13 protein-coding genes are annotated in these 12622 nt (G+C 67.3%); 2 read left to right on the top strand and 11 right to left on the bottom strand.

Annotated elements, in window-relative coordinates; translation table 11 throughout:
• Positions 1–101: 101 nt before the first annotated feature.
• The 7 genes from JNK68_15130 to JNK68_15100 all read right to left on the bottom strand — a co-directional run bounded on the left by JNK68_15130 (position 102) and on the right by JNK68_15100 (position 6812).
• Complete coding sequence (locus tag JNK68_15130) at positions 102–728, bottom strand: glutaredoxin family protein (GenBank protein MBL8541678.1); 627 nt, start codon at positions 726–728, stop codon at positions 102–104.
• 117 nt (positions 729–845) lie between these two features.
• The gene (locus JNK68_15125; GenBank protein MBL8541677.1) at positions 846–2876 is read right to left on the bottom strand and encodes a M3 family metallopeptidase; all 2031 of its coding nucleotides are present in this window, start codon (positions 2874–2876) and stop codon (positions 846–848) included.
• A 113-nt stretch (positions 2877–2989) separates the two neighbouring features.
• Positions 2990–4264 (bottom strand): dihydroorotase, encoded by a 1275-nt coding sequence (locus JNK68_15120; GenBank protein MBL8541676.1) that lies wholly within the window; start codon positions 4262–4264, stop codon positions 2990–2992.
• Between the two features lie 23 nt (positions 4265–4287).
• A complete protein-coding gene (locus JNK68_15115; protein MBL8541675.1) occupies positions 4288–5238 on the bottom strand; it encodes an aspartate carbamoyltransferase catalytic subunit in 951 nt (316 codons plus the stop codon).
• Between the two features lie 5 nt (positions 5239–5243).
• Positions 5244–5750 (bottom strand): bifunctional pyr operon transcriptional regulator/uracil phosphoribosyltransferase PyrR, encoded by a 507-nt coding sequence (gene pyrR, locus JNK68_15110; GenBank protein ID MBL8541674.1) that lies wholly within the window; start codon positions 5748–5750, stop codon positions 5244–5246.
• The gene (ruvX, locus tag JNK68_15105) at positions 5737–6204 is read right to left on the bottom strand and encodes a Holliday junction resolvase RuvX (GenBank protein ID MBL8541673.1); all 468 of its coding nucleotides are present in this window, start codon (positions 6202–6204) and stop codon (positions 5737–5739) included. Before ruvX ends, pyrR begins: the two co-directional genes overlap by 14 nt.
• A gap of 47 nt (positions 6205–6251) precedes the next feature.
• Positions 6252–6812: a YqgE/AlgH family protein gene (locus JNK68_15100; protein ID MBL8541672.1), complete on the bottom strand. Its 561-nt coding sequence runs from the start codon at positions 6810–6812 to the stop codon at positions 6252–6254.
• Positions 6813–6919: 107 nt separating this feature from the next.
• On the opposite strand from JNK68_15100, the gene JNK68_15095 reads away from it, so the two are divergent.
• Complete coding sequence (locus JNK68_15095; GenBank protein ID MBL8541671.1) at positions 6920–8374, top strand: deoxyribodipyrimidine photo-lyase; 1455 nt, start codon at positions 6920–6922, stop codon at positions 8372–8374.
• Here the strand turns inward: JNK68_15095 and JNK68_15090 are convergent.
• From JNK68_15090 to JNK68_15075, 4 genes are all read right to left on the bottom strand, one after another.
• Positions 8356–10077 carry an alpha/beta fold hydrolase gene (locus JNK68_15090; protein MBL8541670.1) on the bottom strand — a complete coding sequence of 574 codons (1722 nt, stop codon included), beginning with the start codon at positions 10075–10077 and terminating at the stop codon, positions 8356–8358. The genes JNK68_15095 and JNK68_15090 overlap by 19 nt on opposite strands.
• Positions 10078–10249: 172 nt before the next feature.
• On the bottom strand, positions 10250–10873 hold the full coding sequence (locus tag JNK68_15085; GenBank protein ID MBL8541669.1) for a glutathione S-transferase: 624 nt from the start codon (positions 10871–10873) through the stop codon (positions 10250–10252).
• Positions 10874–11014: 141 nt separating this feature from the next.
• A complete protein-coding gene (locus JNK68_15080) occupies positions 11015–11797 on the bottom strand; it encodes an inositol monophosphatase family protein (protein MBL8541668.1) in 783 nt (260 codons plus the stop codon).
• A gap of 17 nt (positions 11798–11814) precedes the next feature.
• Positions 11815–12369 carry a thioredoxin family protein gene (locus JNK68_15075; protein MBL8541667.1) on the bottom strand — a complete coding sequence of 185 codons (555 nt, stop codon included), beginning with the start codon at positions 12367–12369 and terminating at the stop codon, positions 11815–11817.
• Between the two features lie 104 nt (positions 12370–12473).
• Between JNK68_15075 and JNK68_15070 the strand changes: the two genes are divergently transcribed.
• On the top strand, positions 12474–12622 hold a 149-nt coding region (locus JNK68_15070), incomplete at its 3' end, for a 16S rRNA (uracil(1498)-N(3))-methyltransferase (protein ID MBL8541666.1).

The raw sequence follows: 12622 nt of genomic DNA, 5'->3' as shown, positions 1-12622 counted from the left end.
GCCGCCGCGCACGGGATGAACCGTCCAGAATGACAGTCCAATCGCCGTGCGCGAAACGCCGGAGTGAAAACGGAAGGAAGACGTGGGGATGAGACGCCGCGCTAGCGTGCGAGCGCAGAATCGATGGACGCCAGGCGGCCGACCATCGCATTGCCCGCAGCGTCGCCCGACTTGGGCGTGCCCGCATTCGTCGATTCCGCCACGGCGGCATCAGTGGACTTCGCCTTCTTGGACTGGACCGGCTTCGCAGCGAGTCCCGCAAGCGACGACCTGGGATAGCCGGCCGCGTCCAGCGCGGCAGCGTATCGGGCCTCATCGTAGCCGCGCACGGATTTCGTTCCCACCTTGAGGTACGGCACTTCGAGCGCGCCGCCCGTCACCTTCTTGAGCTCCGCGGCCACCGCCGGCTCTTCCGGGTTGCGTTCGCTGTAGGGCAGACCACGCTTGGCGAGATAGGCCCGCGCGGCCTTGCAGAACTCGCCGCAGTCGCTCACGTAGAGAACGATCGGGTTGCGGCTCACCGCCCGCTGCACGCCGTAGGGCAGGTTGCTCGTCTCGATGGTGCTGGGGCTCACCCGCTTCGCCTCCACCGACTTGATGTCCGCCGCCGGCGGATCGCTGGAGTACACCGGGGCACCGGTCGCGGGATCGGACCACTTGTACAACTCGGCGGCGTGAAGCGGGGGGATGAAGGCGGCAGCAATCAGGACGGCCCATGGTGCTCGCATGGCGTTGCTCCTTCGAGGTCTGCGGCGGGGTGACTGAAATCAGCACGTCGCGGGCCAGTCACCGCGAAGGAAGGCCGCCGCCGGGCGGCGCGCGCCGCCCTTGGCGTTGCGGGACGGTCAGGAAACCATGCCGCTGTGGCGCAGCAATGCGTCGATGGAAGGCGGCCGACCGCGGAAGGCGACGAAGGAATCGAGCGCCGGGCGGCTGCCGCCGACGCCGAGAATCTCCCGGCGGAAGCGCGCCCCGGTTTCCGGGTTGAGCACACCGCCCTCCTCGAACAGGCTGTAGGCATCGGCAGAAAGCACCTCCGCCCACTTGTAGCTGTAGTACCCGGCCGCATAGCCCCCGGCGAAGATGTGCGAGAAGCTGTTGGGAAACCGATTGAACTCCGGCGGGAATATCACGGCGACCTGCTTCCTCACGTCGTCCAGCAACACCTTCAGGGAATGCTCGCCGGCCGGATCGAAATCGTGATGCAGGCGCATGTCGAAGAGCGCGAATTCGAGCTGACGCAGCGTCTGCAGGCCGCTCTGGAAGTTCTTGGCGGCCAGCATCTTGTCGAAAAGCTGACGAGGCAGCGGAGTTTTCGTCTCCACGTGCTCAGTCATGTGGCGGAGCACCTCCCACTCCCAGCAGAAGTTCTCCATGAACTGGGACGGCAGTTCGACGGCATCCCATTCGACGCCGTTGATGCCCGACACGCCGAGCTCTTCGACCTGCGTGAGCAGATGATGCAGACCGTGGCCGAACTCGTGAAACAGGGTGTTCACCTCGTCGTGGGTGAAGAGCGCGGGACGGCCGCCGACGGGCGCCGAGAAGTTGCAGTTGAGATAGGCGACCGGGGTCTGGATCGTCGCCCCGCGCCGACGGCGGGTGATGGCGTCGTCCATCCATGCGCCACCGCGCTTGCTCGGCCGGGCATAGAGGTCGACGTAGAAGTGGCCGACGAGCTCACCCGAGCGGTCCGTGATCTTGTAGAAGCGCGCATCCGGATGCCACAACGGCGCTGCGGCTGGCGTGATGGCGAGTCCGTAGATCGTCTCCACCAGCTTGAACATGCCCGGCAGCACCCGCGTCTCGGGAAAATACTGCTTCACTTCCTGCTCCGAGAAGGCGTAGCGCGCGACCCGCAGCTTCTCGGACGCGTAGCCGACGTCCCATACGGCGAGTTCGTTCAAGCCGAGTTCGCGGGCCGCGAACTCGCGCAGTTCCGCCAGGTCGCGCTCACCGAACGGCTTCGCCTTGCCGGCGAGTTCGTGCAGGAAATCGAGCACCTCCTGCGGGCTCTGCGCCATCTTCGGTTCGAGCGAATAGGCCGCATAGCTGCCGAAATCGAGCAGCCGGGCGAGTTCGCGGCGCAGCTGCAGGATCTCCGACATGAGCGGGGTGTTGTCCCACTCCGGATTCCCCAGCTCGGACGCGCGGGTGACGTACGCGCGGTACAGGGTCTCGCGCAGCGCGCGATTGTCCGCGTACTGCATCACCGGGACGTACGACGGCGCGTGCAGCGTGAACTTCCAGCCGCTCTCGCCGTCCGCCTTCGCCGCCTCGGCGGCCGCTTCCAGCACGTCCTCCGGGATGCCTTTCACCTCGTCGGGATTCGTCACGAGATGGGAGAAGGCATTGGTGGCATCGAGCAGGTTGTCGCTGAACCGTGAAGACAGCGAGGAGAGCTTCTCCGACAGCTCCATGTAGCGTGCGCGCTCGGCCTCCGGCAGTTCCGCGCCGCCCAGGCGGAAATCCCGCAGCTCGTTCTCGAGCACCTTCTTCTGCTCGGTGGTCAGGCGATCGAATTCTCCCGATGCGCGCAGCGCCTTGAACTTCGCGAACAGGCCCTGATGCGTCGAGAGTTCGGAGTAGTACTGCGTGAGCTTCGGGAGGTTGCCGTTGTACGCCTCGCGCAGCTCCGGGCTGTTCATCACCGCGTTCAGATGCCCGACCTGGCCCCAGGCGCGGTTGAGCCGCTCGTTGGCGTCGTCCAGGGGGCGCACGAAGCCATCCCAGGTGGGTGCGGCCGGATCTTCCGCGAGTCTCGTCACCAGCGCGCGGTTTTCCGCGAGCAGCGTGTCCACGGCGGGGGTCACGTGCTCCGGTTTGATTTCGGGGAAGCGGGGAAGACCGGCGAAGTCGAGCAGGGGATTGTCCATGAGATTCGAGGGGATCGTGGGTACAGCGGTTAGGTCGTGGCGGGGTCGCGTCGTTCAAGCCCCGATGAGAAATTGCGAGCGCGCGGGAGTTCCGTCGAACGCGTGGAGAAACCTCAGCCTTCGTACACCATCTGGCCGTCGACCAGGGTCCAGCGGACGCGTCCCAGGACCTCCAGGCCGAGAAACGGCGTGTTCCTGCCCTGGCTCTTGAGGGCGCGCGGAGCCACCGTCCATTCCCGTTCGGGTTCGAAGACGCAGACATCGGCAGCGTGCCCGCAACGCAGGTGCCCGAGATCGAGACCGAGTATGCGTGCCGGCTGCACGGTCAGAAGCGACACCGCGTTCGCGAGGGATGCCTTGCTCTCGCGCGCCCACTTGAGCGTCAACGGCAGCAGCAGCTCCAGCCCGGTCGCGCCGGGCTCGGATTCGGCGAACGGCCGCTGCTTGGCATCGTCGTCGACCGGCGTGTGATCGGAGCAGATGGCATCCACGGTGCCGTCACGCAGACCCTCGCGCAGCGCGTCGCGATCGCGCACGCCGCGCAGCGGCGGCCGCAGGTGGCAGTTGCTGTCGAAATAGCCGAGATCGAGTTCGCACAGGTGGACGTGATGCACCGCCACGTCGCAGCTCACCCTGACCCCCTCCGCCTTCGCCTGGCGCACCATCTCCAGCCCGTCGCGGGTCGACAGCCGACACAGGTGCAGGCGCACCCCGGTCTCCCGGGCCAGCAGCAACAGGGTCGAGACCGCGACGGTCTCGGCGCAGCGTGAGATCGGCGACAGGCCGAGCCGCGCCGCCACCTCGCCGTCGTGCGCCACGCCGCCCTTGACGAGACTGCCGTCCTCCGGCCGCAGCCAGACGGAAAAACCGAAGGTCGCGGCGTACTGCAGCGCGCGCATCAACACCAGCGTGTCGGTGACGGCCGCATCGGCCTGGGCGAAGCCGACACAGCCCGCCTCGGTGAGTTCCGCCATCTCGGTCAGCGCCGCCCCTGCCAGGCCCATGGTCAGCGCGCCCAGGGGGAACACTTTCGCCTGGTTCAGGCTGCGCGCGCGGAACTTGAGCATCTCCACCAGTCCCGGCTCGTCCAGCGGCGGATCCGTGTCCGGCGGGCAGGCGAGGCTCGTCACGCCGCCCGCCACCGCCGCGGCCATTTCCGATTCGAGCGTCGCCTTGTATTCGAAGCCGGGCTCGCGCAGACGCGCCGCGAGGTCGATCAGACCCGGCGCGACGACGCAGCCCGTCGCATCGAGCGTGCGGTTGGCGCCGAACCCGTCGGGCGCTGCGCCGACGGCGACGACCTTGCCGGCGGCGATGAAGAGGTCGCGCGGCGCGTCGACGCCGTTCGCGGGATCGATCAGGTGCCCGCCCTTGATGTGGATCTTCACGGTTCGTGTCCGCGCCCGGTGCGCTAGTTGCCCGCCAGAATGCTCATCACCGCCATGCGCACCGCGATGCCGAAGGTGACCTGCGGCAGGATCACCGACTGCCCGCCGTCGGCCACGCTGGAGTCGATCTCCACGCCGCGATTCATCGGTCCCGGGTGCAGCACGATCGCGTCGGGCCGGGCGAGCGCGAGCTTCTCCTGCGTGAGACCGTAGGACTTGAAATACTCCTGCGGGCTGGGCACCAGGGATCCGCTCATGCGCTCGTTCTGCAGGCGCAGCATCATCACCACATCGACGTCCTTCAGCCCGGCGGCCATGTCGTTGTAGACGTGCACGCCGAGATTGCCGACATTGCTCGGCAGCAGGGTCTTCGGGCCGATGGCCCGCACCTCCGGCACGCCGAGCGTGTTGAGCGCGTGGATCTGCGAACGGGCAACGCGCGAGTGCAGGATGTCGCCGACCACCGCCACGCGCAGCCGCGTGAAGTCGCGCTTGTAGTGGCGGATCGTGAACATGTCGAGCAGCGCCTGCGTCGGGTGCGCATGGCGGCCGTCGCCGGCATTGATGACGTGGATGTCGGGCGCGACGTGGCGCGCGATGAGGTGCGCGGCGCCGCTCTCGGCATGGCGCACGATGAACATGTCCGCGTGCATCGCCGACAGGTTGGCCACCGTGTCGAGCAGCGTCTCCCCCTTGCTCTGGCTGGAGGTGCCGATGTTGAGGTTGACGACGTCCGCCGAGAGGCGCTTGGCGGCGATCTCGAAGGTGGTGCGGGTGCGGGTGCTGGGCTCGAAGAAGAGGTTGAAGATCGACTTCCCGCGCAGCAGCGGGATCTTCTTCACCTCGCGCTCGGCGACCGAAACGAAGGGCAGCGCAGTGTCCAGGATCTGGCGCAGAATCGACGCCGGCAAACCCTCGGTCGTGAGCAGGTGTTGCAACTCGCCGTGGCTGTTGAGCTGTGGATTGCGCTGCATGCCGGCTAGGCCCGCGGTGCCCGGCGCACCAGGGCGAGCGACAGCTGGTTCGTTGCGTCCTGCTGGAGGGCCAGGTGCTCGCCCGGCCCGACTTCCAGCGCCGCGCCCACGAACTGCGCGCAGATCGGCAGCTCGCGTCCGCCGCGGTCGACGAGCGCCGCCAGGCGCACGCTCTCCGGCCGGCCATAGTCGAATAGCTCGTTCAGCGCCGCGCGGATCGTGCGGCCAGTGTAGAGCACGTCGTCCACCAGCACGATGTGGCGGCCGGCGACGTCGAACGGGATGTCCGAGGGCTTGACCTGCGGATGCAGCCCGATGCGCTCGAAGTCGTCGCGGTAGAACGATACATCGAGCGTGCCGAGCAGCGGCTTGAGCCCGAGGCTCGCGTGCAGCCGCCGCGCGAGCCATACTCCGCCGGTGTGGATGCCGACCAGCGCCGTCTCGGGCGTGACTGCCGGGCGCATCTGCTCGGTCAGGACGGTCAGCAGGGCTTCGGCGTCAGGCAGTGTCATCGATCTGCGAAAACAGTGCGGCAAGGATTTCGGCGGCCGCCGCGGCGTCGATGCGGGTCTTCTGCGCCCGCGCGCCGACCCCTGCCTCGCTCAGGCGCTCAGTCGCGGCGCACGAGGTGAAACTCTCGTCGACGAGCGCAACGGGCAACTGGAACCTGCCTTCCAGGCTGCGCGCGAACTTCTCGCAGCGGGCGGCGAACGGATGGGCACCGCCGTCGGCGTGCGACGGCACACCCACCGCAAGCAGCACCGGCCGCCATTCCTCGATGAGCTCGCCCACGGCGCGAAAGCGTTCGCTGCGCGGCGCGGCGGCGATCACGGTCAACGCGTGTGCGATGCGCACATCCAGCTCGCCGACGGCCACACCGATGCGCGCTTCGCCGAAGTCGAAGGCGAGCACGGTTCCCGTGCGCAGATTGGCCAGCGACGAGGACTGGCCGCCGGTCGCCAGCATCCTGCCCGGCAGTGCGGGTCCGGCAGCAGTCGTCAACATGCAGAATCCTAGGCGTGACCCGCCGTTTCCGACAGGCTGGCGAAGCTCACGCCGAGCAGTTCCATCGCCGCGGCAAGGCGCACCTCGGCGGGCATGTCGAAGATGACGTCGGGCTTCGCCGTCACCGTGAGCCACGCGTTCTGCGCGAGCTCGTGTTCGAGCTGGCCGGGCGCCCAGCCGGCATACCCCAGCGTGACGAGGATCTGCTCCGGTCCTTCGCCGCGTGCGGTCGCCTGCAGAATGTCCTTCGACGTCGTGAGCGCGATGCCGTCGCGCACCGGCAGTGTCGACTGCCACTCGCCGACCGGACGGTGCAGCACGAAGCCGCGATCGACCTGCACCGGACCGCCGAAGTGCACCGGCAGATTGCCCACGCCCCCCACTTCCAGCGGCACGTCGATCTGCTCGAACAGCGCCTGCAGGCTCATGTCGATCGGCCGGTTGACGACCAGCCCGAGCGCACCCTGATCGCTGTGCTCGCAGATGTAGGTCAGCGTTTTCGCAAAGAACGGATCGACCATGGCGGGCATGGCGATCAGGAAGTGATGGGTGAGATTTGTCGGTTGCATGGGTGCTCCTGCATTGTAGTCATGCCCCCCGGTCTCCACAATCGCGCGCCCGAACCATCACCCGCGGCCGGCGCTCTCACGAGCGATCCTTCGACTGAGGACAAGCCTTGACTGAGTTCGACGCCGCGCTGGTGTGGTTTCGGCGCGATCTGCGCACCGACGACCATGCAGCACTCTCTGCGGCATTGCGTGCAGCGCGTCGGGTGCACTGCGTTTTCGTCTTCGACCGCGAGATCCTCGACGCCCTGCCGGAACACGCGGATCGTCGCGTCGAGTTCATCTGGCACAGCGTCGCGGAGCTGCGGGAGGAATTGCGGCGACTCGGCGGCGACCTCCTCGTGCGCCACGGCCACGCCCGCGAGGAGATCCCGCGGCTTGCCACCGCGCTGCGCGTCGCGGCGGTGTTCGCCAACCACGACTACGAGCCGCGGGCGATCGCCCGTGACGCGACTGTGGCCGGCGCGCTCGCCGCGCACGGCATTGCCCTGCGGACGTTCAAGGACCAGGCGATCTTCGACAAGGACGAACTGCTGACGCAGGACGATCGACCTTTCTCCGTCTTCACGCCGTACAGGACCGCGTGGCTCAGGCGCGTCACGGAGGCGGACGTGACGGCGCATCCCGTGGTCCCCTTCACGGCGCGCCTCGCCCCCGCCGACGCAAGCGCGGCAATGCCGGCGCTCGACGCCATCGGCTTTCTGCCGACGAATCTCGCAGACCTGCCGCTGCCCGCGGGCATGTCGGGCGCGGAAACCTTTCTCGCGGATTTCCTCGGCCGCATCGAGCGCTACCACGAGCACCGCGACTTTCCAGCGCTGCGCGGCCCTTCCTACCTCTCCGTGCATCTGCGGTTCGGGACGATCTCCGTGCGACGCCTGGTACGACTGGCGCTGGAAATCGGTGGCCGCGGTCCTGAAACGTGGCTGTCGGAGCTCATCTGGCGTGACTTCTACTTTCAGATCCTCTGGCACCACCCGCACGTCGTCGCGCACGCCTTCCGCCCCGAGTGCGACGCCATCGCCTGGCCAAACCCGCCCGGACACCTCGAAGCGTGGCAGCAGGGGCGCACCGGCTATCCGCTGGTGGACGCGGCGATGCGCCAGATCAACACGAGTGGCTACATGCACAATCGGCTGCGGATGGTCGCTGCGTCCTTTCTGGTGAAGGATCTGCACGTCGACTGGCGGCTCGGCGAACGGTACTTCGCGGATCGGTTGAACGACTTCGACCTCGCCGCCAACAACGGCGGCTGGCAGTGGGCGGCATCGACCGGCTGCGACGCGCAGCCGTACTTCCGCATCTTCAATCCGGTGACGCAGTCGGCGCGCTTCGACCCCACGGGCAGGTTCATCCGCAAGTACCTGCCGCAGCTTGCGGCCGTGCCGGATCCGTTCATCCACGCGCCGTGGCGCATGAGCGAGTCCGAGCAGCGCTCCTGCGGCGTGGTGATCGCGCGCGACTATCCGCCGCCGATCGTCGATCACGATATCGCGCGCCGCGGGGCGCTCGAACTCTTCGGCAGGATCGGCCGCCGGGTGCGCGCTCAGGTCTCGAAGACGTAGCAACCGGGCGCGTCGGCGAGCTTCGGAAAGCGCGCACTTCCCAGCGCCGGCGCGTCGCGCCAGGGTCCGCAGCGCTCGTCGAGCCACTCCACCCAGTCCTTCCACCAGCTGCCGGAAACGCGCTGCTGTCGCGACTGCCACGCCACCGGGTCTTCGGCACCCGCGGCGCCGGCAACGAAGGCGCGCTTCGAGGTTTCCGGGGGATTGATGATGCCGAGGATGTGCCCCGACGTCGTCAGCACATAGCGCACCGGTGCGGCGACGAGCCCGCACAGCGTGAACGTCGCCTTCCAGGGGGCGATGTGGTCTTCCTCGGTGCCCACCATGTACAGCGGCTGCCGGATGCGCCGCAGGTCGATCGGCCGCCCGGCGAGCGTCAGGCCGTCGCGTTCGACGAGCCGGTTGTTGAGATAGAACTCGCGCAGATAGTAACGGTGCATCGCGCGCGGCATGCGCGTGGAGTCGGCGTTCCAGTAGAGCACGTCGAACGCCGGCAGCCGCTCGCCATACAAATAGCGCTGCACCGCGAACTGCCAGATCAGGCTGTTCGCGCGCAGCATGCGGAAGGCGCGCCCCATGTCCCTGCCGTCGAGGAAGCCCTGGCGCGCCATCAGGCGGTCGAGATAGGCGAGGCTGCGCTCGTCGAGGAACACCTCGATCGCACCCGGTCGCGAGAAGTCGGTCAACGTCGTGAGCAGCGTCCAGTGTGCGACCGGGACCGCCTCGCTGCCGCGGTTGCACCACGCCATCGTCGCCGCGAGCGCCGTGCCTCCGAGGCAGTATCCGGCGGCGTGCACGACCGGTGTGCGACAGATGTCCCGCGCCACCTCCAGGGCCGGCAGGGTGCCGCCAACGAGATAGTCGTCGAAACGGGTGCCGGCATCGCCGGAGTTCGGATTCCGCCAACTCGTCACGAAGACGTCGAAACCCTGATCGACGAGATGCCGCACCAGACTCTTTGCCGGAGAGAGGTCGAGGATGTAGTACTTGTTGATCCACGGCGCGATGAGGACGATCGGCACCGTCCGCGTTCGTTGCCGCGTCGCCGCGTACTGGATGACCTCCACCAGGTGGTTGCGAAAGACCACGGCGCCCGGCGTGTTGGCGAGGTTGACACCGACCCGGAACGGACCGGCGTCGACCGTCGGCACATCGCCGGACTCGATGTCCTCGAGGAAATGCGCAAACCCTTGGGCGAGCGTGAGTCCACCGGAATCGACGGCCTTTTGCAGCGCCACCGGATTGAGCGCCAGGAAATTGCTCGGCGCCCAGGCGTTGAGCCACTGCCGCGCCCAGAAGGCCGACCGGCGCCGCGTCGGCGCATCCACCCCCGGCGCGTGAAAAAGGCTTGCTTCGAGCCAGTGGGTGTAGGTGAGATAGGCATCGCGCAGCAGCGCGTAGGGCGGCAGCGACCAGAGCGGGTCGCTGAAGCGGCCGTCGGCGTCGACGGCGACCGATGAGGGCGGCGCCGGCTCGCTTAAGCACCGCCACCAGTCGGCCTGCACGCCGGCCAGCGCGCTGCCGAGCGCACCCCAGGCCTGGACCAGTTCCCAGGGATGGCGCAGCCAGCCCTGCGCCGATGCGGCCAGTGCCTGCCCGATGCCGAACGGGTCGGTCACCAGTTCCAGTGCGCGCGCGGGATCGAACGGGGTGGCAGAATCCGCGCTGCGCGCTTTATTTCTGGGGGTTTCGGGCGCGTTCATCGACTCGTCTCCTGTGTGCCGGGACGAGTCTGAACATTCGCGCGGAATCACACCAGCATCCGCGACGAAGGGTGCGGAACTGCCTTAAGGTTTGACCCATTCGCAAACTCGGAGCATCGCTTTCGATCCTCCGCGTCTGCGCGACCTCCGTCTGCAGCGCCTCGCACGCGACCTATCGTGGTGGCGGCCTCATCGGTCCGCCGATGGCGATCGCTTTCTGGAGCGCCGGGTGCTCGTTCAGCCGGTCGAGATACGCCTCGACCGCAGGGTGAGCGCCGAGCATGCCGCTGCCCGCTGCAACCTCCAGTAGATACACCATCTGGATGTCGGCGAGCATGAGGTCGTCACCCATCAAATACCTGCGGTCACTGACGCCGCGGGCGATGTGATTGAGCGTTCTGGTGAGGAGAGGTGAAAAGAATCGCTCCATACCGGGAGAAAGCCCGCCGTTCGTCGCCGCCATCTTCATCACCATGATCGGCATGGCGGCCGTGCTCTCCGCGTACTGCAGCCATTCGTTGTGAACGAACCAGGCTCGGTCGTTCGCCGGTGGTGCAAAGCGTCCCTCGCCGTACTTGGTATTGATGTAGTCGAGAATCACGGCGGACTCGCCGAGAATCAGGCCGTCATCCTCGATCACCGGTGCTTTGCCCAGCGGATGCACAGCCTGCAGGGCCGGCGGTGCGCGGAAGTTCTCATCGCGAGGGTATCGAACGATGTCGTAGGTCATCCCGATCTCCTCGATCAGCCAGAGGATGCGGGTGCCCCGTGAAAACGCCAAGTGATGAACGATCATGGTTCAACCCTCAAGGATCGGGGTACCGCTTGAGCCGTATGCAGTCGGGGGGCTGTGAGTCCCGCAGGAGTGCCAAGGCGCCGGAGGCTGCCGATACCACGGCTGGCAGGCGTTTCCCTCTTGCAAACGTGTCTTGCTGTCTTAGCCGAGCCGCGCCCGGATCCAGGTCTTCCATTCCACGAAGAGCCCCGGGTCGAGGGCGGCAATGACCGAGCGCTTCCAGAGGTCGCCGCTCCAGAAATCGTCGCTTTCGATATTGGCCATGTGACCGCCTGCCTCCGCCAGGATGAGGGATCCCGCCGCGTAGTCCCAGAGCTTCTGGCCGCCGTGCAGGTAGACGTCGAAGCGGCCGGCCGCGGTGTAGCACCACTCCAGCGTGCTCGCACCGAAGTTGCGCTGCGAGGAATACGGCGGTGCGCCGGCCAAGGCCTCCGCCAGCCGCCGCGGCAGGCGCTTGAGATCCACGCTCGCCATGCCGCCGCGCAGCTTCGGCGTCTGCTCCTTGATCGGCAGCGCCTCGCCGTTGAGCCAGGAGCCGCGCCCCGCTTCGGCATAGAAGCACTCGTCGGCCACCGGGTCGTAGACCACGCCGAGCACGGTGCGCCCGTGGCGCATGAGGGCCACCGAGACCGCGAAGTACGGCAGACCGTTGACGAAATTCGAGGTGCCGTCGATGGGATCGACGCACCAGACACCGGCGTCCCCGTCGAGCCAGTGCTCGACCTGGGTCTTCCGCGTCATTTCCTCGCCGACGATGGTGCCTGGATAGATGTCCGGCAGCCGGCGCGCAAGCGCTTCCTGCGCGGCAACGTCGGCCTCGGTGAAGAGGCTCCCATCGCTCTTGCGATGATGGGCCACCTTGAGGAACCTGGGCATCACCTCCGCCGCCGCCACCGACTTGACGGTGCGGATGAGCGCACCCATTTCAGCGCTGACGTCGGTCAGCCATGTTTCCACTTGATCGAGCACCCCATGGAGGGTATCTGTTCGCGCGGCCCGTCGCCAGTGCGCGCCACCTGCGACATGGCCTCGAACAGGTCGCGGCGCGCCTCCGGCGCGGTGTCCTTGCGCGAGGCGTCGAGGCGCCCGCGGTATTGCAGTTGCAGCTTGGCGTTGAAACCGAAGAAATCCGGCGTGCAGACCGCCCCATAGGCACGGGCGATGTCCTGCGTCTCGTCGAGCACGTAGGGGAACGGAAACCGGAACTCGCGCGCGACGCGCTGCATGTTCTCGAACGAATCCTCGGCGTAATCCGCTGGATCGTTCGACATGATGGCGATCGAACCGATGCCGAGCTCCTTGAGCTCGCGACAATCGCGCACCAGTCGCTCGCGCACCGCCTTGACGTACGGGCAGTGGTTGCAGATGAACATGACGAGGAGCCCGTTCGGCCCCTTCACGTCGCCGATCGAATAGTGCCTGCCGTCGGTACCGGGCAGCAGGAAGTCGACGGCGTGCCACCCGAAATTGCAGAGGGGTGTTTCGAGGCTTACCATGGGTCCTGCATCCTGTTGCCTTGTCTCCTTCCTCGCTCCCGCGCGCAACGCGCGGCGCAGCAAAAGTTTACATGAACCTGGAGAGCCGTAGAAACGCAGCCCCCGTGCCGCGCGTTTACGTGCCGCCGCATCTCGCCGCCGGCGCCCGCATCGTGCTGCCCGAGGCGGCCGGTCACCATCTCGTGCGCGTCCTGCGGCTGCGGCCCGGGGCGCCGGTCGTGCTCTTCGACGGCCGCGGCGGCGAGCATGACGC

Source organism: Betaproteobacteria bacterium (genome assembly GCA_016791345.1).
Lineage (GTDB): Bacteria > Pseudomonadota > Gammaproteobacteria > Burkholderiales > JAEUMW01 > JAEUMW01.
Note: the sequence above shows the minus strand (reverse complement) of the source record. Positions and strands in the feature narration are given on the sequence as shown.

What these genes read in the sequence shown, in the direction of transcription:
- JNK68_15130 (MBL8541678.1), bottom strand. Translation starts at nt 728, where the DNA reads ATGCGAGCACCATGGGCCGTCCTGATTGCTGCCGCCTTCATCCCCCCG.
- JNK68_15125 (MBL8541677.1), bottom strand. Translation starts at nt 2,876, where the DNA reads ATGGACAATCCCCTGCTCGACTTCGCCGGTCTTCCCCGCTTCCCCGAA.
- JNK68_15115 (MBL8541675.1), bottom strand. Translation starts at nt 5,238, where the DNA reads ATGCAGCGCAATCCACAGCTCAACAGCCACGGCGAGTTGCAACACCTG.
- pyrR (MBL8541674.1), bottom strand. Translation starts at nt 5,750, where the DNA reads ATGACACTGCCTGACGCCGAAGCCCTGCTGACCGTCCTGACCGAGCAG.
- ruvX (MBL8541673.1), bottom strand. Translation starts at nt 6,204, where the DNA reads ATGCTGGCGACCGGCGGCCAGTCCTCGTCGCTGGCCAATCTGCGCACG.
- JNK68_15100 (MBL8541672.1), bottom strand. Translation starts at nt 6,812, where the DNA reads ATGCAACCGACAAATCTCACCCATCACTTCCTGATCGCCATGCCCGCC.
- JNK68_15090 (MBL8541670.1), bottom strand. Translation starts at nt 10,077, where the DNA reads ATGAACGCGCCCGAAACCCCCAGAAATAAAGCGCGCAGCGCGGATTCT.
- JNK68_15085 (MBL8541669.1), bottom strand. Translation starts at nt 10,873, where the DNA reads ATGATCGTTCATCACTTGGCGTTTTCACGGGGCACCCGCATCCTCTGG.
- JNK68_15080 (MBL8541668.1), bottom strand. Translation starts at nt 11,797, where the DNA reads ATGGGTGCGCTCATCCGCACCGTCAAGTCGGTGGCGGCGGCGGAGGTG.
- JNK68_15075 (MBL8541667.1), bottom strand. Translation starts at nt 12,369, where the DNA reads ATGGTAAGCCTCGAAACACCCCTCTGCAATTTCGGGTGGCACGCCGTC.